At 67.1% G+C, this 17,877-nt stretch carries 20 protein-coding genes; 6 read left to right on the forward strand and 14 right to left on the reverse strand.

All coding sequences use genetic code 11. The annotated features are described in order from the left end of the window. The first annotated feature begins 45 nt into the window (after nucleotides 1–45). The 3 genes from CLU86_RS13895 (at nucleotide 46) to CLU86_RS13905 (ending at nucleotide 2,308) form a co-directional block, all read left to right on the forward strand. Nucleotides 46–1,230, forward strand: a complete 1,185-nt coding sequence (locus CLU86_RS13895) for a methionine ABC transporter ATP-binding protein (RefSeq protein WP_099742015.1) — start codon at nucleotides 46–48, stop codon at nucleotides 1,228–1,230. Then, complete coding sequence (locus tag CLU86_RS13900; protein ID WP_099742016.1) at nucleotides 1,223–1,876, forward strand: methionine ABC transporter permease; 654 nt, start codon at nucleotides 1,223–1,225, stop codon at nucleotides 1,874–1,876. The genes CLU86_RS13895 and CLU86_RS13900 overlap by 8 nt, the downstream gene beginning before the upstream one ends. Before the next feature lie 120 nt (nucleotides 1,877–1,996). Then, nucleotides 1,997–2,308: an HU family DNA-binding protein gene (locus tag CLU86_RS13905; protein WP_099656608.1), complete on the forward strand. Its 312-nt coding sequence runs from the start codon at nucleotides 1,997–1,999 to the stop codon at nucleotides 2,306–2,308. Between the two features lie 71 nt (nucleotides 2,309–2,379). Here CLU86_RS13905 and CLU86_RS13910 read toward each other — a convergent pair whose 3' ends face one another. The 10 genes from CLU86_RS13910 to CLU86_RS13955 all read right to left on the reverse strand — a co-directional run bounded on the left by CLU86_RS13910 (nucleotide 2,380) and on the right by CLU86_RS13955 (nucleotide 12,031). Beyond that, nucleotides 2,380–3,294 (reverse strand): SMP-30/gluconolactonase/LRE family protein, encoded by a 915-nt coding sequence (locus tag CLU86_RS13910; protein WP_099742017.1) that lies wholly within the window; start codon nucleotides 3,292–3,294, stop codon nucleotides 2,380–2,382. Nucleotides 3,295–3,314: 20 nt separating this feature from the next. Next, nucleotides 3,315–4,223, reverse strand: coding sequence for an amidohydrolase (locus CLU86_RS13915; protein WP_099742018.1), 909 nt, complete (start codon nucleotides 4,221–4,223; stop codon nucleotides 3,315–3,317). Nucleotides 4,224–4,226: 3 nt separating this feature from the next. Next, a complete protein-coding gene (locus CLU86_RS13920; protein WP_099742019.1) occupies nucleotides 4,227–5,183 on the reverse strand; it encodes a tripartite tricarboxylate transporter substrate binding protein in 957 nt (318 codons plus the stop codon). A 40-nt stretch (nucleotides 5,184–5,223) separates the two neighbouring features. Continuing rightward, complete coding sequence (locus CLU86_RS13925; RefSeq protein ID WP_099742020.1) at nucleotides 5,224–6,222, reverse strand: tripartite tricarboxylate transporter substrate binding protein; 999 nt, start codon at nucleotides 6,220–6,222, stop codon at nucleotides 5,224–5,226. A gap of 13 nt (nucleotides 6,223–6,235) precedes the next feature. Then, nucleotides 6,236–7,195 carry a tripartite tricarboxylate transporter substrate binding protein gene (locus tag CLU86_RS13930; protein ID WP_099742021.1) on the reverse strand — a complete coding sequence of 320 codons (960 nt, stop codon included), beginning with the start codon at nucleotides 7,193–7,195 and terminating at the stop codon, nucleotides 6,236–6,238. A 148-nt stretch (nucleotides 7,196–7,343) separates the two neighbouring features. Continuing rightward, nucleotides 7,344–8,276 (reverse strand): NAD(P)-dependent oxidoreductase, encoded by a 933-nt coding sequence (locus CLU86_RS13935; RefSeq protein WP_099742022.1) that lies wholly within the window; start codon nucleotides 8,274–8,276, stop codon nucleotides 7,344–7,346. Then, nucleotides 8,273–8,959 carry a methyltransferase gene (locus CLU86_RS13940; protein ID WP_099742023.1) on the reverse strand — a complete coding sequence of 229 codons (687 nt, stop codon included), beginning with the start codon at nucleotides 8,957–8,959 and terminating at the stop codon, nucleotides 8,273–8,275. The genes CLU86_RS13935 and CLU86_RS13940 overlap by 4 nt, the downstream gene beginning before the upstream one ends. Before the next feature lie 73 nt (nucleotides 8,960–9,032). Continuing rightward, complete coding sequence (locus tag CLU86_RS13945; protein ID WP_099742024.1) at nucleotides 9,033–10,052, reverse strand: tripartite tricarboxylate transporter substrate binding protein; 1,020 nt, start codon at nucleotides 10,050–10,052, stop codon at nucleotides 9,033–9,035. 12 nt (nucleotides 10,053–10,064) lie between these two features. Next, on the reverse strand, nucleotides 10,065–10,985 hold the full coding sequence (locus CLU86_RS13950; protein ID WP_099742025.1) for an amidohydrolase: 921 nt from the start codon (nucleotides 10,983–10,985) through the stop codon (nucleotides 10,065–10,067). Nucleotides 10,986–11,026: 41 nt separating this feature from the next. Beyond that, entirely contained in the window at nucleotides 11,027–12,031 is a 1,005-nt protein-coding gene (locus CLU86_RS13955; protein WP_099742026.1) for a tripartite tricarboxylate transporter substrate binding protein, read from the reverse strand. A 118-nt stretch (nucleotides 12,032–12,149) separates the two neighbouring features. Between CLU86_RS13955 and CLU86_RS13960 the strand changes: the two genes are divergently transcribed. Further along, on the forward strand, nucleotides 12,150–12,992 hold the full coding sequence (locus CLU86_RS13960) for an IclR family transcriptional regulator (RefSeq protein WP_099742027.1): 843 nt from the start codon (nucleotides 12,150–12,152) through the stop codon (nucleotides 12,990–12,992). Nucleotides 12,993–13,020: 28 nt separating this feature from the next. Here the strand turns inward: CLU86_RS13960 and CLU86_RS13965 are convergent, their stop codons facing one another. Continuing rightward, the gene (locus CLU86_RS13965) at nucleotides 13,021–13,956 is read right to left on the reverse strand and encodes a methylglyoxal synthase (protein WP_233195005.1); all 936 of its coding nucleotides are present in this window, start codon (nucleotides 13,954–13,956) and stop codon (nucleotides 13,021–13,023) included. Beyond that, nucleotides 13,953–14,096 (reverse strand): hypothetical protein, encoded by a 144-nt coding sequence (locus CLU86_RS22845; protein ID WP_158236331.1) that lies wholly within the window; start codon nucleotides 14,094–14,096, stop codon nucleotides 13,953–13,955. Before CLU86_RS22845 ends, CLU86_RS13965 begins: the two co-directional genes overlap by 4 nt. 566 nt (nucleotides 14,097–14,662) lie before the next feature. On the opposite strand from CLU86_RS22845, the gene CLU86_RS13970 reads away from it, so the two are divergent. Continuing rightward, entirely contained in the window at nucleotides 14,663–15,007 is a 345-nt protein-coding gene (locus tag CLU86_RS13970; RefSeq protein WP_099742028.1) for a metal-sulfur cluster assembly factor, read from the forward strand. Next, nucleotides 14,956–16,161 carry a hypothetical protein gene (locus tag CLU86_RS13975; protein WP_233195006.1) on the forward strand — a complete coding sequence of 402 codons (1,206 nt, stop codon included), beginning with the start codon at nucleotides 14,956–14,958 and terminating at the stop codon, nucleotides 16,159–16,161. Before CLU86_RS13970 ends, CLU86_RS13975 begins: the two co-directional genes overlap by 52 nt. Nucleotides 16,162–16,214: 53 nt before the next feature. Here CLU86_RS13975 and CLU86_RS13980 read toward each other — a convergent pair whose 3' ends face one another. Both CLU86_RS13980 and CLU86_RS13985 read right to left on the reverse strand, forming a co-directional pair. Further along, the gene (locus CLU86_RS13980) at nucleotides 16,215–17,003 is read right to left on the reverse strand and encodes an ABC transporter ATP-binding protein (protein WP_099742029.1); all 789 of its coding nucleotides are present in this window, start codon (nucleotides 17,001–17,003) and stop codon (nucleotides 16,215–16,217) included. Then, nucleotides 17,000–17,863 carry an ABC transporter ATP-binding protein gene (locus CLU86_RS13985; protein WP_099656632.1) on the reverse strand — a complete coding sequence of 288 codons (864 nt, stop codon included), beginning with the start codon at nucleotides 17,861–17,863 and terminating at the stop codon, nucleotides 17,000–17,002. Before CLU86_RS13985 ends, CLU86_RS13980 begins: the two co-directional genes overlap by 4 nt. Nucleotides 17,864–17,877 lie beyond the last annotated feature (14 nt).

A 17,877-nucleotide genomic window follows, 5' to 3' on the forward strand; every position in this document is an offset into this window, starting at 1 on the left:
CACGCCCCACGCGCACCGCCCCACAGCCCTGACCAGGAGCCCCCCATGTCACTGAACCGCATCTTGCTGCCCGGTATTGCGTACTTTCGCGAGCAAAGCCCTCACGCAAAGCCCCCCAGCACCACCCACCTCCCCACGCCCCACACGGTGGCCACGGCCTCCCCCGCCAGCGGGGCAGACACCATCGGCTCGCCCCGCCACGATGCCGTCCGTTTTGACAAGGTCGGCAAGGTCTACGCCGCCAGCACGGGGGCCGTCGACGCACTGCAGGGCATTGACCTGTCGGTGCCTGCAGGCAGCATCTTCGGCATCATCGGGCGCAGCGGGGCGGGCAAATCCAGCCTGCTGCGCACCATCAACCGGCTGGAAAACCCCAGCACCGGGCATGTGTACGTGGCAGGGCAAGACATTGCCACGCTGGACGAAGACGGGCTGGTGGCCCTGCGCCGGCGCGTAGGCATGATCTTCCAGCACTTCAACCTGCTGTCGGCCAAAACGGTGTTTGACAACGTGGCCCTGCCCTTGCGGGTGGCCGGTGTGCGGCCCGCGCAGGTGCGCGAGCGGGTGAACGAACTGCTCCACCTGGTGGGACTGGACGGCAAGCAGAACGTGTACCCGGCACGCCTGTCGGGCGGACAAAAGCAGCGCGTGGGCATTGCCCGCGCCCTGGTGCACCACCCCGACATCCTGCTGTGTGACGAGGCCACCTCGGCGCTGGACCCCGAGACCACCCACGCCATCCTGGCGCTGCTGCGCGACATCAACCGCAAGCTCGGCCTGACCATCGTGCTCATCACCCACGAGATGAGCGTGATCCGCGAAATCTGTGACCAGGTGGTGGTGCTGGAGCAAGGGCGCATTGCCGAACAAGGCCCCGTGTGGAAGGTGTTTGGGCAACCCGAGCACGATGCCACCCGCGCCCTGCTGCGCACCGTGGAGCAGGGCCTTCCGCACGATTTGCTGCACAGCATTCAGCCTGCGCCCCCCGCCACGGGCGAGGCGCTGCGCGTGCTGCAGCTCACCTTCACCGGCGAGGGCGGCATCGAGCCCGACCTGGGCCGCATTGCCGACACGCTGGGCCACAAGGCGCAGCTGCTGCATGGCGGCATTGACCGCATCCAGGGCCATGCCCATGGCCGCCTCATCATCGCCACGCGCAGCAACGTCCCGGCGGAAACCCTGGTTCTGGGCCACCTGGCCCACCACGCGAAGGAGCTGGGCTATGTCTGACATCATGCTCGAGCGCCTGTGGCTGGCGCTGCTGGACACCATCACCATGGTCGGCGTCTCCGGCGGCATTGCGCTGCTGGCAGGCACACCGCTGGCGGTGCTGCTGGTGCTGACCACCCCCGGTGGCATCCTGCCCTGGCCCCGCTTCAATCGCATTGCCGGGGCCATCATCAACGCGTTCCGCGCCACCCCGTTCATTGTGTTGCTGGTGGCGCTGATCCCGCTCACACGGCTCATCACGGGCTCCACCATTGGCCTGTGGGCGGCGGTGGTGCCGCTGTCCATCAGCGCCACGCCCTTCTTTGCGCGCATTGCCGAAGTCAGCCTGCGCGAGGTGGACAAGGGCCTCATCGAAGCCGCACAGGCCATGGGCTGCAGGCGCTGGCACATCGTGCGCCATGTGCTGTTGCCCGAGGCCCTGCCCGGCATCATCGGGGGCTTCACCATCACCCTCGTGTCCATGATTGGGGCATCGGCCATGGCAGGCGCCGTGGGCGCCGGTGGGCTGGGCGACCTGGCCATCCGCTACGGCTACCAGCGCTTTGACACCACCGTGATGGTCGCCGTGATCGCGGTGCTCATCGTGCTGGTGAGCCTGGTCCAATTTGCCGGAGACTTCTGGGTGGGGCGCCTGAAGTCCCGCTGACGGGGGCAATGCCCCTCTTTTTTGCCAGAAAATCCGCTGCGGTACTGAGCGCAAGCAACGCAAGCAGCGGCGATTGCGCTATAAACCGGGCATCTTCAACTTTTTTAACCTAGAGCATCTATGAACCGCGCAGAACTCGTTGAAATCCTGGCTTCCAAGAATGACCTGTCCAAAGCAGCCGCCAACGCTGTGTTGGAAACCCTGATCGACACCGTCCAGACTGCCGTCAAGAAGGGCGATGCCGTCCAACTCGTGGGCTTTGGCACCTTCAAGTCCGCCAAGCGCGCTGCACGCACTGGCAAGAACCCCTCCACCGGCGCAGCCCTGAAGATCCCTGCAACCACCGTGCCCAAGTTCGTGGCCGGTGCCAAGTTCAAGGCCGTGGTGGACCCCAAGGCCGCCAAGCGCAAGGCTGAAAAAGCAGGCAAGTAAGCCCGGACTGACATCGGTCTGAACCGGGGTCTGAAAGAGCCGCCAGGTGCTGTAAAGCGCTGGCGGTTTTTTTATGCCCGGTGCAGTGGCAAGCCCGCCGCAGGCATTTCGGCGCGCAGCACACGGCCGTGGGTCGAATCGGTCACGTACACCGTGCGCCGACCCTCGCCGCCAAAGGCCAGGTTGGTGGTCGAGCTGCCCGGCGCACCGCGCAGCACCTGCACGGGCTCGGCCCGGTGGTTCAGCACCCACACATAACCCAGACCGGGGTTGGCCACCAGCAGGTGGCCTTCGGCGTCCACCGCCAGGCCGTCGGGGCCGCTGGGGCCATACGAGGTGAAGAACTGCCCCACCTTGGCCACGCTGCCATCGGGCAGCAGCGGCACGCGCCACACGCAGTTGCCGCGCGTCACGGCCAGGTACAGCACGCGGCCGTCGGGCGACAGGGCCACGCCGTTGGGGCTGGGCACGTTGTGCAGCAGCAAATCGAGCTGGCCGTTGGGCCGCAGGCGGTACAGGCGGCCGCTCGGGTCGTGCAGGCCGCTTTGGCCCTGGTCGGTGAAGTAGAGGTTGCCTTCGGCGTCAAAGATCAGGTCATTCACGCCCTTGAAGCGCTCGCTGTTGCGGCGCTGCAGGTACGGGGTGACGGCGCCGGTGGCCACGTCCAGCTGCATCAGGCCGTTCTTGTAATCGGTGATGAGCAGCGTGCCGGGCTTCAAGAACTTGAGACCGTTGGGCTCACCGTCGTACTCGGCCACCAGCGCCCAGTCGCCCTGCGGGTTGATGCGAAAGACCCGGCCCCAGGGGATGTCGCTGACGTAGAGGCTGCCTGCGTCGTCGAACACCGGGCCCTCCAGGAACGAATCGGTGATGGTGCCGCCCCGGTTGGCGTCAGCCCAGTCGCTGCGCTGGCGGCGGCGAAAGGGCTCGGGCATGGTGGTGAAGACGTCGAGGTCTCGGACCTCAGGGGCTTGCAGCAAAAACATGGCGGGTCTTTCCAATTCATTCAGGCGAGGGCGGCGGCATCGAAACCATACAGCCGCGCCGGGTTGTCGACCAGGATGCGGTCCATGGCCGCGTCGCTGCCAGCCCAGGCCTGCAGCAGGTCCACCAGATCGGCGTCGTTTACGGTGCCAGGCGTCTCGGTGGTGTGCGGCCAGTCGCTGCCCCACACCAGGCGCTCGGGCGCGGCCTGCACCAGGGCCTGGCCCAGCGGCAGGGTGTCGGCGTAGCTGGGGCCATGCACGGCTGAGCGCATGTAGGCGCCCGAGAGCTTGACCCAGGTGTTGCCACCATCGAGCAGGCCGCGCACCACGCCGTAGGTCTCTGCGGCCGGGCCTTCGGCGGGATCGATGCGGCCCAGGTGGTCGATGACCAGGGGCACAGGCAGCGCATGCAACTGGGGCGCGAGCGCGATGAGTTGCTCAGGCTGCGCAAAGATCTGGATATGCCAGCCCGCGCAGGCCGGGTGCTCGGCCACCTTGCGGGCCAGGGTGGCCAGCATGGCAGGCGTGGTGTTGCCCCACGATTGGGGCGAGACGAAATTGACCCGCAGCCCGCGCACACGGCGTGCGGCCAGGTGGCTCAGCTCGTCGGCGCTCACGTCCTCGCCCACCACAGCCACGCCTCGGGAATCCATGCCCAGTTGGTCCAGCGCATCCAGCGTGCAGGCGTTGTCGGTACCGTAGGTGGAGGGCGTGACCACCACCGTGCGCGTGGTGCCCAGGCGCGCCTGCAGTTGCCGGTACACCGCCACGGGCGCCACCGGTGGCGTGCGCGGCCAGTGGGCTGACGGCGCAAAGCGCGGGTCAAAGATGTGCATGTGGCTGTCGCACGCGCCGGGCGGCAACTCGCGCTGCGGGCGGTTCAGGCCCACGGAGTGGGGCACGGGGGTGGTCAGCGCTGGCAAAGGCATCGGTCAATCCAGCTTGATATTGCCCTTCTTCACCACCTCGCCCCACTTCGCGTCTTCCTTCTTCAGGAAGGCGGCAAAGTCTGCGGGCGTGGAGCAGATGGGCTGGGCGCCCAGGTCGGCCAAGCGCTGCTTCACTTCGTCTTCCTTCAGCACCTCTTGAAGGGCCTGCTGCAGTTTGGTGGCCACGTCGGCAGGCACGCCCGCAGGCAGAAACACGCCGTTCCACTCATAAGCCTCATAACCGGGGATGGCCGCCTCGGCCACCGTAGGCACATCAGGCAGGCGCTTGGAACGCTCGGGCGCCGACACGGCCAGCGCGCGCAGCTTGCCGCCCGCCACATGCGGGTAGGTGGCGGCCACCGTGCCGAACATGAAGTCCACCTGGCCGGCCATCACATCGGTGATGGCGGGGCCGCCGCTCTTGTAGGGCACGTGCACCATATCGAGGCCCAGCTTCTGGGCCATCAGCTCCGCCGCCAGGCGCTGCACCGTGCCGCTGCCGCCCGAAGCAAAGTTGATCTTGCCCGGCTGCGCCTTGGCCTTGGCGATCAGCTCGCCCACGTTTTTGTAGGGGGCATCGGCCTTCACGATGAGCACGTTGGGCGCCAGCAGCACCAGCGACAGCGGCTGCAGTGCGTTGGCGGCATACGGCATCTTGGGGAACAGGTGCGGGTTGATGGAGTACGGCGTGGCGTCGTACAGCATGGTGTAGCCATCTGCCGGAGCCTTGGCCACGAAGCTGGCGCCAATGGTGCCGCTGGCACCGGCCTTGTTGTCCACGATCACGCTGGCGCCCAGCTTGGCGCCCAGGCGGGTGGCGACCACACGGGCCACGGCATCGGCCGCGCCGCCGGGGGCATAGGGCACGACGATGGTGATGGGCCGCTCGGGGAAGGCGGCGTGGGCCACGCCAGCGGCCAGGGCGCAGGCGGCGATCAGGGGTTTGAGGAAGCGAAACATGGGTGTCTCCAATCAGTTCTAGGTTCTACAACAGGGCGGCTCAATCAGCTTTGAGATCAAGCGCCTTGGCAATCTGGCTATAGGTGGTCACCTCGCGGGCCACACGGGTCGCAAAGGTATTGCCACACACCGATTCGGCATCCATCCCCAGGCCGCGCAGCTTGTCAGCGGCCGATTCGCTCTTGGCAAAGTCGGCGGCCGTGCGCTCCAGCGCCTGGGCGATGGGCTCGGGCAAGCCCGCAGGGGCCAGCACGCCGTACCACACGTCGGCGGCATAGTTGCCACCGCCCGCCTCGGCAAACGTTGGCACCTCGGGCACCAGGGCCGAGCGCTGGGGCGCGCCCACGGCCAGCGCGCGCAGCTTGCCGCTCTTGATCTGTGGCAGCACCGAGCCCAGGGTGGCAAACGAGCTGTCGAGCTGGCCGCCCATCAGGTCGGTCACCGCGGGCGCCGCGCCCTTGTAGGGCACGTGGTTGAGCTGCAGGCCCTGGGCGCGGGCGAAGATCTCGGTGGCAAAGTGGCCCGAGCTGCCCACCCCGGCCGTGCCTGCGGTCACGCGGCCGGGCTCGGCGCGGGCCTTGGCTTGGTAGTCGGCCAGGGTCTTCACCGGCAGGCTGGGGGCCACAACCAGCACTGTGGGGCTGCCGGCCACCGTGCACAGGGGGCGGAAGGACTTCACCGCATCGAACTTGACGCGGCCCTTGTACAGCGCCGGAATCATGGTGTGGTTGGTGGCACCGAACAGCAGCGTGTAGCCATCGGCCGGTGCACTGACCACGGCCTGCGCGGCGATGATGGTGCCCGCGCCCGGCTTGTTGTCGATGATGAACGGCTGGCCCAGCGCGCGGCTGGCGTGGTCGGCAAATGTACGCGCCACCACATCGGTGGGGCCGCCTGCGGCAAAGCCCACCACCAGCTTCACGGGCTTGGTCGGGTAGGCCGCGGCGCCGGTTTGAGCGTGGGCGGCGCCAGACGCTACTAAAACAATAGCTGCCAGCGCATGAGGGATGAGCGCCATAGGCATTTTTTTCTTCAACATGGTGAAGGCCCCTTCAATCCATGCGGATGCCGGCAGTGCGAATCACCTCGGCCCACTTGGTGGTTTCAGTTTTCAGGAAGGCGCTGAACTCCTGCGCGCTGGAGCCTACGCCCTGCACGCCCAGTTCGGCAAAGCGCTTCTTCATTTCGGGGCTGGCCACGATGGCACGGGTTTCGGCCTCCAGCCGCTCCAGTACCGGGCGCGGTGTGCCTGCGGGGGCGAACAAGCCGTTCCACTCGCTGACCTGAAAGCCGGGCACGCCAGACTCGGCCACGGTGGGCACGGACTCCCAACCCTCGGCGCGGCGGGGCGATGTGATGGCCAGCGCACGCAGCTTTCCGCTTTTGACGAATGGGCCGCTGGCCGTGGTGGCGCTGAACATCACATCCACCTGCCCGCCGATCAGGTCGGTGAGCGCAGGCGCCCCGCCACGGTAAGGGATGTGGGTGATGGCCACTTTCTGCCCCTGCTTGAACAGCTCGCCCGCCAGGTGCTGCGCGCCGCCGTTGCCGGCCGATGCGTAGGTGAGGTGGCCCGGCCGCGCCTTGGCGACCTTGGCGACATCCGCCACCGACTGGAAAGGCGAGTTGGCGGGCACCACCATGAGCAGTGGCACCTGCAGCACCAGCGAGATGGGCGCAAAGTCTTTGGTCGCATCGAACGGCAGCTTGGGGAACAGGCTGGGGTTGACGGTGAAGGCTGTGGCATCGAGCAGCAGCGTGTAGCCATCGGCCGGCGCCTTGGCCACGGCCGTGGCACCAATCGTGCCGCTGCCGCCAGGGCGGTTGTCCACCACCACCTGCTGGCCCAGGCGCTGGCCCAGTTGCGTGGCCAGCAGGCGTGCGGTGTTGTCGGCATTGCCGCCGGCCGGGTACGGCACCACCAGCTTGAGGGGCTTGTCCGGCCAGGTGCCTTGGGCCTGTGCAGGCGCTGCGCCCAGCGTGCCTGCAGTGGCGGTTACTACCAAAACCATAGCTGCCAGCGCTTTATTCACTAGCGCTACCGGCCCATTCTTCATGAAACGTTGGGGCATGTTGCTTGTCTCCAGGGGGTGCCGGTGTCGCGCATCACTCCAGCGTGCGCGGCACGGGCACCTTTGTTGTTGTGGATGGAATCTGCGATCAGGCAGCCACGGCGCTGCGGGCCAGCACGGCCAGCAGGTTCTTCGCGGCACCCACGCCCATGTTCACGTAGGCGTCGCTCGTCACACCGCCGATGTGGGGGCTGAGGACGAAGTTCTTCTCGCCCTGGAAGGGGTGGCCTGCCGTCATCGGCTCCACCGCAAAGCTGTCGAGCCCTGCCGCCATGACCTGGCCCGAGCGCACGGCGGCCAGCAACGCGGCCTCTTCGATCAGACCGCCGCGTGCGGTGTTCACCACAATCACGCCGCGCTTGCATTGCGCCAGCGTGGTGGCGTTGAGCATGCCCCGGTTGTCGTCGGTCAGCGGGCAGTGCAGCGAAATCGCATCCGATTCGCGCCAGATTGTGTCCAGGTTCACCGCCTGCACGTACGCGGGCAGGTTCTTGGCAAACGGATCGAAGCCGATCACGCGCATGCCCAGGGCGTCGGCCATCTTGGCAAAACGCAGGCCAATGGCGCCCAGGCCCACCAGGCCCACGGTGCGGCCACCCAGTTCCAGGCTCTTGTGGGTGGCCTTGTCCCAGTGACCGGCGTGCATGCGCGCATCGAGTTGCACCACCGATTTGGCACAGGCCATCAGCAGCGCCAGTGCCTGCTCGGCCACGGCGGCGGCGTTGGCGCCCACGGCGGCCACCACTTCAATGCCACGGGCTTTGGCGGCGACCTTGTCGATGGTGTCGGTGCCGCTACCGTGCTTGGAGATGACCTTGAGCGCGGGGGCTGCGTCCATCACGGCCGCGCCCACCTTGCCGTAGCGCACGATCATGGCTACGGGGTTGTGCGTGCGGCACAAGGCCACCAGGTCTTCTTCCGTGGGCGCCTTGCCTGCGTAGACGATTGCATAGTCCGTCAGCAGGTCGAGGGCTTGTTGCGCCAGGTCTGCGCCAGTCACGATGATGGTAGGTTGACTCACAGGGTTTCTCCTTCTTTCAGCACGCCCGCGGCGCGTAGGGCGGCGGGCAGCCACTTCGAGGCGGTATCGCCCCGGGCAATGGCTTCGATGCGGGCGGCTTCATCGGCCACCTTCTTGTCGGCCAGGGCCAGCATGGCGGGGGCTTTCTCGCGCTCGATGACGACCACGCCATCGGCGTCGCCCACCACCAGATCACCGGGGTTCACGGTGGCACCACCGGCGCTGATGGGATGGTTGATGCGGCCGGGCACAAATTTGGTAGGGCCTGCGGGGTTGAAGCCCGCGCTGAACACGGGGAAGTCCAGCTCCAGAATCTCCAGCTTGTCGCGGATGGCGGCGTCCACGATCACGCCCGCCAAACCACGCTTCTTGCAGGCACTGAGCATCAGCGTGCCCATCAGCGCCGCCGTCTGGTCGCCCTTGCCGTCGATCACCAGCACATCACCTGGCTGGGCCAGGGCGATGGCGGCGTGGATCATGAGGTTGTCGCCGGGGCGCACCTCCACGGTGAAGGCGGGGCCCGCCACCTTCATGCTCTGGTGCACAGGTGCCACGCGTCCATGCATGGTGCCGCGGCGGCCTGCCACGTCGGCCAGGATGGCGGCTTGGTAGGTGGCGGCTTGGGCAACAACGTCGCCGCTCACGCGGTCCATGGTGCGGATGATTTCAGGGAGTTGGCTCATGGGAGTGGTCCGGTTGAGGGAATGAAAACGAGGAAGCAGCGGTATGTTGTTGACAGGTGGTGGATCGCGGGTATCAGTCGGCCTTGATGCCGCCGTCTTTGATCACCTTGGCCCACTTGGCAGAGTCGGCCTTTTGCAGGTCGCCCAGCTGCTGGGGCGTGCCGCCCACCAGCGTCACGCCCAGCTTGTCGGCCAGGGCGATGAGGGCGGGGTCTTTCAGCGTGGCGGCGATCTCGCGGTTCAGGTGCTGCACGATGGCGGCGGGCGTCTTGGCGGGCGCAAACACGGCCTGCCACTGCTCCACCACAAAGTCCTTGAGCCCCGCCTCGCCCATGGTGGGCACAGCAGGCAGGGCCTTGAGGCGCTGGGCAGACGTGACGGCCAGGGCGCGCAACTTGCCCGACTGCACATGCGGCAGCGCGGCAGCTGCGGGGGCAAACATGAACTGCACCTGCTCGGCCAGCGTGTCTTGCAGCGCGGGGGTGTCGCCCTTGTAGGGCACATGGATGAAGCGCGCGCCGGTTTGCTGCTGCAGCAGTTCGCCCTGCATTTGCAAAATGGTGCCGTTGCCGCCTGAGGCAAACGCCAGCTTGCCGGGTTGGGCCTTGGCGACGGCCAGCAGGTCGGCCACGGTGTTGAAGGGCTGGTTGGCGCCCACCACCAGGATGTGCGGGATGGTGCCGATGGTGATCACGGGCTCGAACGCCGTGAGGTGGTCGTAGGGCAGCTTGGCCATCAGGTGTGGCGCAATGGCCTGCGGGCCGATGGAGGTGCCCAGCAGCGTGAGCCCGTCGGGCGCCGCCTTGGCCACATAAGCCGCGCCAATGGTGCCCGTGGCCCCGGCCTTGTTGTCCACGATGACGTTGGTGGACAGGGCCGCGCCCAGCTTGAGGGCGATGTTGCGGCCCAGCACATCGGTGCTGCCACCGGCGGGGTAAGGCACCACCCAGGTGATGAGCTTGCCCGCAGGCCAATCGTTTTGCGCCCAGGCGGGTAGCCCCATCCCCACACCAGCGCCCGCAAGAGTCAGGGTGGTCAACAGGTGGCGGCGCTGCGCGCCGTGCGTGGAAAGGAGAGATACCAAAGAGGTCATGGTGCAAGGCCCTCAGACAGGGTTGGGGGATGAAGAAGTCGAGACCGGCGAGAAGCCGTAGAGCGCGGCAGGGTTGGTGACCAGCACGCGGCGCAGGGCATCCGCACCGGCCTGATCACACCAGCGCGCCAGGGTGTCGGTTTGCAATGCGTCGTCCGGCACGGGGTGCAGGCCAGCGCTGGCGGTGGCGTGGGGCCAGTCGCTGCCCCACAGCACCTGCTGCGGTTCGGCACGCAGGTAGCTGGCGGCCAGCGCGTCAAGCGCCGGGTCGTCCACCGCGTGGGTGGCGCTAACGATGTAGCCGCCCGAGAGCTTGACCCAGGCCCTGCCCTCGCCCAGCAGCTGCAGCAGCAGTGCGTGGGCCGGATGCGTCCCGGCTTGCTCGGGTGCGATGCGGCCCAGGTGGTCAAACACCAGCGGCACCGACACACGGCGCAGCACATCGCCCAGGCAAGCCAGCACATCGGGCGGCATCAGCAGTTGCAGGTGCCAGCCCCAGGGCGCAATGCGCCGGGCCAGCGGCAGGATGGAGTCCACCGAGCCCGTGACGCCCAGCGACAGGTTCAGCCGCACGCCGCGCACGCCCGCGTCGTGCAGGGCTTGCAGCTGGGCATCGCTCTCGCGGCCATCGATCACGGCCACGCCTCGGGCGTTGTCACCCAGTGCGGCCAAGCCCTGCAGCATGCAGCGGTTGTCCGCACCGTAGGTGGAGGGCGTGACCAGCACGGTGCGCTGGGTGCCGATGCGCTGTTGCAGCGCGCGGTAGTCCTGCACCGACGCGTCGGGCGGCAGCAGCTTGGCCCCCGGCGCTGCGGGAAAGCGCTGGTCGTACACGTGCATGTGGCTGTCGCACGCCCCCGCAGGCAGCGTGGTGTGCGGTGCGGCCGTACCCGCCGAGAACGGTACGGGCGTAGCAAAGCAATCGCGGGTCATGGCGATGGGCTGTCAGCGGGGATGAGCGTGGCGCGGCGCTATCAGTCCAGGCTGGCGCCCGAATCCTTCACGATCTTGGCCCAGCGAGGAACTTCGGTACGCAGCAAGGCGCTGAACTGCTCTGACGTGCCGCCCAGCACATCGCCGCCTTCGGACTTGAGTTTGTCAATCACATCCGCTTGCTGCAGCGCCTGGTTGATGGCCTTGTTGAGCTGCGCCACGATGGGGGCTGGCGTGCCTGCGGGCGCCAGGATGCCGAACCAGGTCACGGCCTCAAAACCCTTGTAGCCCTGCTCTGCCAGCGTGGGCACATCGGGCAGTTGCGATGAGCGCTTGGCCGAGGTGATGGCCAGGATCTTGAGCTTGCCGTTGCGCACCTGCCCCAGCAGCGTGGGCACCGACGACATGTACAAATCAATCTGCCCACCCACCAGGTCCGTCATGGCCTGGGCCGCGCCCTTGTAAGGGATGTGGCGCAGCTGGATGCCTGCGGCGTTTTCAGCAAGTTCACCCGCCAGGTGGGCCACGGTGCCGTTGCCCGAATAGCCCAGGGTGAGCGCATCGGGCTTGCCCTTGGACGCGGCCACCACGTCGGCAAAAGTCTTGAAGCGCGAGTTGGCCGGTGCCGCCATCACGATGGGCGAGGAAGACACCAGCGCCACAGGGGCCAGGTCCTTGATCGGGTCGTAGGGCAGCTTGGCGTAGAGCGAGGGGTTGATCGCCAGGTTGCTGGTCTGGCCCATGACCAGCGTGTAGCCGTCGGCCGCGGACTTGGCGGTGGCGTCCACCCCCAGGTTGCCGCCTGCGCCAGGGCGGTTGTCCACGATGACGTTCCACTTGTTCTGGTCCGCCAGTTTTTGCGCCACGGTGCGCGCAATCATGTCGGTGCCGCCGCCGGGCGGGAACGGCACGATGAGGCGGATGGGCTTGTTGGGGTAGGCGGCTTGTGCCAGCACCGAGGCGGTGGGCAGGGCCAGGGCCAGGGCAGCGGCAGCTGCCACAAACAGGCGCGAACGCAAGGAACGCGTGGGCGTGGAAATAGGCATGGCGATTTGTCTCCGTGATGGGTGTACCGGTCCCACGCTTGCTGCGTGGTGTGGCGCGACTTTATAAAAACGTTTCAACCCATACAATTGCGTTTCGCACAACGAAACACATTGCACCATGAGCAACCGCCTGCCACGCGCCCGCCCTCCAGCCGCAGCGGCCCCTTTGCCCTCCCTTGCTGCGGCCCCTTCACCCGCCGTTGCCCCCCCCGCAGACAGCGATGCCACCAAGGAAAGCGGCGGGGTGATTGCCGTGACCCGCGCCCTGCAGTTGCTCGAAGCCTTTGCGCTGGGCGAATCGCACCTCTCGCTGGCCCTGCTGAGCCGCCGCTGCGGCCTGCACAAGACCACCGTGCTGCGCCTGGCACGCACCCTGGCCCTGTCGGGGTACATGGTGCAGCGTGACGATGGCGAGTGGCGCCTGGGCCCTGCTGCGGGCTGGCTGGGCGCGCGCTACCAGGCGGGCTTTGATGTGCAAAACGTGCTGGAGCCCGCGCTGCGCGCCCTCACCCAGGCCAGCGGTGAAAGTGCCGCTTTTTACGTGCGCGAAGGCAATGTGCGCACCTGCCTGGTGCGGGTGGAAGGACCGCAAGCCCTGCGCCACCACGCGCGCATGGGCGAGGGGTTGCCGCTGGACAAGGGCTCGCCCGGGCGCGTGATCCTGGCGTTTTCAGGCGAGCCGGGCGATGTGTATGAGGAGATCCGCAGGCGCGGCTACCACTGCTCGATTGGCGAACGCGAGCAAGGCGTGGCCACCGTGTCGGCCCCCGTGTTTGGCATGCACTGGCGCCTGCTGGGCTCGGTGTGTATTTCCGGGCCCGCATCGCGCCTGCCCATGGCCAAGCTGGAGACCCTGGCACAGACCGTGGTCACCGCAGCCAATGCCTTGTCTTATGCACTGGCTGGCAACACCTCGGCCACCAGCGCGGTGCCTGCGCGTGCCAGCCACTGGCACCCTTGAGGCCGCACGGGGCTAGCGGCAACACGCGCTAGCGCCAGGCCCTCGCCCAGGCGTCAGCCATGTCAAAGGTGTGCAGGCAGGCGGCCTCATCGCCCACCGAGCACACGGCGCGCTCCAGCAGCTGGATGTCCGCCTCGTGCTGGCGGGCCACGTGCACGTCTTCAAAAAAGACCACCTTCTGGCAGCGGCGGTCCAGCACCAGCTCGGCAATCTGGGCATCGCCGCCCATGGGGCCGCTGCGAAACGGGTGCACCCAGGGCGTGTCGGCAGGCCAACCCCGGGCCCACGCCAGTTCATTGAGCTTGCGCCCCGTGGTGCCCGTGGCGTAGCGCACCGGCGTGCGCGACAGCACCTCGAAATGCTGGTCCGCAAACTCCACCATGCGCGCCTTCATGGAGTCGTGCGCAATCAAGGCCAGCGCCTGCTGCGCCAGGGGCCGGATGCCGCCTGCCGCATCGCCACGCAACGCGGGGCCACCGGCGTTGGCCCACTCCACCGCCATCCATTCAATGGCCGCAGCCACGGTGAGCAGCAGCGGCTTGCGGTGGGTGATGCATTGGCGCTTGAGCGCTTGCGCCTCGGGGTACAGCGAGGACGGGTCCAGCGGGTCCATCAGGTAGACCACACCGGCCAGCTCATCCTCAGGCCGAATGCCCCCTGCCACGCGGGAGACCAGCTTCATCAACCCACCCTCGTGCCCATACGGCAGGCGGTGCAATGCGGGCAAGGTCTGCAGCAAGCCCAGCCGCTCCAGCGCATCGGCAGCCCCACCCACGGCAGCAATGCGCAGTTGCAGGGCCCGCACAGCGGGCTCGCTTGCGTGGGCCCAATGCGCCAATGCGCAGGTGTGCGCGCTGCCATGCGCGGTGCGGTGCCGCCGGTGCGCCACCAGCCCGTAGGTGCGCGGCACCGGTGCGGCCTCGCCGAGGACACCGCTGGCGGCCAGGGGTGGGATCGCGCTCATGCGTGCTCTCCTTGCGGGGCCACACAGGCGCAGGCGTTCTGCCAACGCAGGCCCGCAATGCGGGGGTCAAGGGCGGCCACGAAGACTGGGGCGATGGAGACTGGGGCCGTGAGGGCAAGGGCTGGGGCGGCGCGGGTCATGTGCGTTGGGGGGTGATGGGCCAAATGCCCGGGTCAAGGAATGCTCTGCCCCGAAGTTACCCGACTTTGCAGCCAGCGTGCTGAAGGCAGCGGCCAGCGGATGGCGGCAGGCGGCGCATGGCCCCTTGGCCTGCCCGGGCATGCGGCCCGTGTGCGCCAGTACAACCAGCCCCACAGCGCGTTGCGGGTGCCCCCAATCCACTGCGCCGTGGCGATGCAGTCCGAAAATGCTATTAAAACAATAGCTTCCAGCGCTTTATCTGGTTGCGCTAGCGCATCATTTCATTCAAAACCGTGAGCCTGAAGCGCCCGCCGCCTCAAAACACCCGCCCCTCCTGCAGGTGCGTGGTCACACCGTTGAGGTGGTAGTCGCCCAGCACCCGGGTCTTTTGCAGCACCGGGGCTGAAGGCAGGGCATTGCGCCAGCCTCATGAAACCATGGAAACCTTGATCGACGGGGGGCTGTGGAGTTGGGTGCCTGGTGTTTAATCCGCTCACAGGCGGTAGGTAGCCACGGCATACCCGCCTTTTTGATTGAGCCGCATGCCACTTGATGGCACCACCTTATGACCAGTCACACCGATCCAGCCCCCTTTCCCTACAACGGCCCAGAGGAGCTGCGTCAGCCCATCTTGACCGCGTTGCGCCGCGTGGTGGACCCGGAGGTGGCCATGAATGTGGTGGATGTGGGCTTGATCTACGGCGTCGCGGTGGCCGCAGGCAAGCTCCATGCTCTGGTCACCATGACCTCTGCGGCCTGCCCGGTGACCGAGCTGATCATCGAAGAGATCGAAACCGAACTGGACCGCGACATGCCGCCCGATTTGCAGATTCAAGTGGAACTGGTCTGGGAGCCACCATGGACCACCGAACGCATGAGCCCGAGCGCCAAGCGCTTCATGGGATGGTGACCCCTCCCCCGCCCACCCACCTCGCCCGCAACCCAGCGGCGGCGGCCAAAGCCAGCGCCTGGCCCTTGGTGGTGCTGGCTCTCGGCATGGCGGCGTTGCTGGGGGGCATGGCCGGTGGTTTGCTGCGTGCAGGGGTGCCACTCCCACAGGCCATGGCGCCCACCGGCTGGGCAGGCCACGCCGCCGTGGCCCACGGCGCCTTGATGGTGTGCGGGTTCATGGGCACCGTCATCAGCATCGAACGGGCCGTGGCTGTGAAGCGGTTGTTTGCCTGGCTGGCACCCGCCGCGTCCGGCGCGGGCGGGCTGTGCCTGATGGCGGCAGAAACCGCTCTGGCAGCCGTCTTGCTCATCATCGCGGCCGCCGTCTTTGTCGGGGTCAACCTGGTGGTAGTGCAGCGCCAGCGTGCAGCCCACACCGCGCTGTTGCTTGCGGGCGCACTCGCATGGCTGGTGGGTTGCCTGCTGTTTTGGCACCAGCCGGGCAACACGGCCTGCCTGCCCTGGTGGTTTGCCTTCCTGGTGATGACGATTGCCGCCGAGCGGCTGGAGATGACGCGGCTCATGCGCCGGCGGCCAGGCGCCCAGCTGGCGCTGGGCGTGCTGCTGATCGCCCTGGTCGCAGGGGCCAGCGTGACCATCTTCTCGGCGCGCACAGGTGGTGTGCTCTACGGCCTTTCGCTGTTGCTGCTGGCGCTGTGGCTAGGCGTTTTTGACATTGCACGGCGTACCGTGGCTGCCCCAGGGCTGCCACGCTATATGGCCGTTTGCCTGCTGGGTGGCTACGCCTGGCTGGCCCTGGCAGGGGTCGCCTGGGTGGCCACAGCCCTGGGCTGGCCCTTGCGCGACGCCGCCCTGCACGCGCTGGGGCTGGGCTTCATCGTGAGCATGATCATGGGCCATGCGCCGGTGATCTTGCCTGCCATCGCGCGCATCAAGCTGCCGTTCAGCCGCCTTTTCTATCTGCCCCTGCTGGCACTGCACCTGTCACTGGTGGTGCGGCTTTTCGCTGGCCTGCATGACCTCACATGGCGAGGCAACGGCGCCCTGCTCAATGCCGTGGCCATCGGCCTTTTTGCCGCCACGATGGCGGGCACAGCGCTGCGATGGAAGCTGCGCGCCCTGCCCAAGAGCCCGCCACCAAAGCAGGGCTGATGTGTGGCGGCGGCGCCAACGTGGCATCCGCGCTTTAGGCGGTAGCCCGCAGGTCAGGCGGGCGTGGCGCACGCATCGTCCGTCTGCGCATGCACGTGCAGTCCGTGCATGAGAGTGGTCTCCACCAGCATCTGGGTGTAGGCATGCTGGGCAGCCCCGGAGCACAGGGAGGCAGTGTCGATGGCTTCAACGATGCGGCCTTGCTGCATCACCCCCACCCGATCACAGAGGTGCGCCACCACGCCCAGGTCGTGCGTGACCAAGAGGTACGTCAGGCCCTCCTGCTTGCGCAGCGATACGAGCAGGTTGAGGATTTCAGCTTGCACCGAGACATCCAATGCCGAGGTCGGCTCGTCCAGCAGCAGCACCCGGGGCTCCAAGATGAGCGCCCGCGCAATCGCCACGCGCTGCCGTTGCCCCCCAGACAGCTGGTGCGGATACCGGTGCCTGAAACTGTCGTCCAGCCCGACCTTGCGCAGCATCGCGCCAATGCGCTCATCCTGGGCGTCCATCTGGTGGATTTGCAACGGCTCGGCCAGCGTGGTTTGCACCGTGTGGCGCGGGTGCAGTGAGCCATAGGGGTCTTGAAAGACCATCTGCACCATGCGGGCCCTGGCGCGATCGAAGGTACGCCCCAGCGGTTGGCCTCCCAGACTCAAGGCGCCACTCCAGTGCATGAACTGGCCCGCCAGGCAGCGCAGCAAGGTGGTCTTGCCAGAGCCAGACTCGCCCACCAGGCCAAAGGACTCTCCTTGTGCCACAGAAAACGAGACATCGTGCAGCACGCGTGCGGCGCCAGGGCCTTGTCCAAAAGAGAGGCTCAGTTGTTCAACGTCAATCATGCGGCGACTCCGTCAACCCAGGCTGGGTCGCGTTGCAGGGTGGGAAGGTGCTCACGCCGGTTCTGCATGCTGGGCAGCGCCTCCAACAGTCCACGGGTGTAGGGGTGGCGGGCTTGGCCCAGGTCTGCAGCGGCAATGCTCTCCACCACGCGCCCGGCATACATCACCAGCACACGGTCACAGAAGTGGCGCACCAGGTTCAGGTCGTGGCTGATGAAGATCAGGCCCAGCCCTCTGCTGGCGACCAGCTCATTGAGCACGTCCAGCACCTGCATGCGTACCGAGACATCCAGCGCGGACGTGGGCTCGTCCGCAATCACCACCTCGGGCTGAGGGACCAGCATCATGGCGATCATGATGCGCTGCCCCATCCCCCCCGAGACCTGGTGGGGATAGAGCCCGTACACACGCTCAGGGTCGCGGATGCGCACGGACTCCAGCATGGCCAGCACCTGCTGGCGCGCTTGTGCTCGGCTGGCGCGGTGGTGGGCCAGATAGGCCTCTGCAATCTGGTCGCCAACGCGCATGACCGGGTTCAGCGAGTACTTCGGGTCTTGCATGATCATGGACATGCGCCGCCCGCGTATCCCGCGCATTTGTGCCGCGCTGGCCTGCAGCAGGTTGACATCGTCAAACTGCAATCGGGTGGCGTCTACCTTGGCATTGCGCGGGTGCAACCCCAGCAAGGCCCTGCCCACGGTGGACTTGCCCGAGCCCGATTCGCCAACGATGCCGAGCTTCTCGCGCCCTAGCGCGAAAGAGACTCCGCGCACGGCGTTGGATGTGCTGCCGTCGGGCGAGGTGAACTGCACGCGCAGATCCTGCACTTGCAAAAGAGGAGATTCGCTGGAGGTTGTCATGTGTGCCTCGATTC

Source organism: Acidovorax sp. 62 (genome assembly GCF_002754495.1).
In the GTDB taxonomy this organism is placed as follows: domain Bacteria; phylum Pseudomonadota; class Gammaproteobacteria; order Burkholderiales; family Burkholderiaceae_C; genus Acidovorax.

What these genes read in the sequence shown, in the direction of transcription:
- CLU86_RS13895 (WP_099742015.1), top strand. Translation starts at nt 46, where the DNA reads ATGTCACTGAACCGCATCTTGCTGCCCGGTATTGCGTACTTTCGCGAG.
- CLU86_RS13900 (WP_099742016.1), top strand. Translation starts at nt 1,223, where the DNA reads ATGTCTGACATCATGCTCGAGCGCCTGTGGCTGGCGCTGCTGGACACC.
- CLU86_RS13910 (WP_099742017.1), bottom strand. Translation starts at nt 3,294, where the DNA reads ATGTTTTTGCTGCAAGCCCCTGAGGTCCGAGACCTCGACGTCTTCACC.
- CLU86_RS13955 (WP_099742026.1), bottom strand. Translation starts at nt 12,031, where the DNA reads ATGCCTATTTCCACGCCCACGCGTTCCTTGCGTTCGCGCCTGTTTGTG.
- CLU86_RS13965 (WP_233195005.1), bottom strand. Translation starts at nt 13,956, where the DNA reads ATGAGCGCGATCCCACCCCTGGCCGCCAGCGGTGTCCTCGGCGAGGCC.
- CLU86_RS13945 (WP_099742024.1), bottom strand. Translation starts at nt 10,052, where the DNA reads ATGACCTCTTTGGTATCTCTCCTTTCCACGCACGGCGCGCAGCGCCGC.
- CLU86_RS13930 (WP_099742021.1), bottom strand. Translation starts at nt 7,195, where the DNA reads ATGGTTTTGGTAGTAACCGCCACTGCAGGCACGCTGGGCGCAGCGCCT.
- CLU86_RS13915 (WP_099742018.1), bottom strand. Translation starts at nt 4,223, where the DNA reads ATGCCTTTGCCAGCGCTGACCACCCCCGTGCCCCACTCCGTGGGCCTG.
- CLU86_RS13960 (WP_099742027.1), top strand. Translation starts at nt 12,150, where the DNA reads ATGAGCAACCGCCTGCCACGCGCCCGCCCTCCAGCCGCAGCGGCCCCT.
- CLU86_RS13940 (WP_099742023.1), bottom strand. Translation starts at nt 8,959, where the DNA reads ATGAGCCAACTCCCTGAAATCATCCGCACCATGGACCGCGTGAGCGGC.
- CLU86_RS13985 (WP_099656632.1), bottom strand. Translation starts at nt 17,863, where the DNA reads ATGACAACCTCCAGCGAATCTCCTCTTTTGCAAGTGCAGGATCTGCGC.
- CLU86_RS13970 (WP_099742028.1), top strand. Translation starts at nt 14,663, where the DNA reads ATGACCAGTCACACCGATCCAGCCCCCTTTCCCTACAACGGCCCAGAG.
- CLU86_RS13975 (WP_233195006.1), top strand. Translation starts at nt 14,956, where the DNA reads ATGGACCACCGAACGCATGAGCCCGAGCGCCAAGCGCTTCATGGGATG.
- CLU86_RS13905 (WP_099656608.1), top strand. Translation starts at nt 1,997, where the DNA reads ATGAACCGCGCAGAACTCGTTGAAATCCTGGCTTCCAAGAATGACCTG.
- CLU86_RS13920 (WP_099742019.1), bottom strand. Translation starts at nt 5,183, where the DNA reads ATGTTTCGCTTCCTCAAACCCCTGATCGCCGCCTGCGCCCTGGCCGCT.
- CLU86_RS13980 (WP_099742029.1), bottom strand. Translation starts at nt 17,003, where the DNA reads ATGATTGACGTTGAACAACTGAGCCTCTCTTTTGGACAAGGCCCTGGC.
- CLU86_RS13925 (WP_099742020.1), bottom strand. Translation starts at nt 6,222, where the DNA reads ATGTTGAAGAAAAAAATGCCTATGGCGCTCATCCCTCATGCGCTGGCA.
- CLU86_RS22845 (WP_158236331.1), bottom strand. Translation starts at nt 14,096, where the DNA reads ATGACCCGCGCCGCCCCAGCCCTTGCCCTCACGGCCCCAGTCTCCATC.
- CLU86_RS13950 (WP_099742025.1), bottom strand. Translation starts at nt 10,985, where the DNA reads ATGACCCGCGATTGCTTTGCTACGCCCGTACCGTTCTCGGCGGGTACG.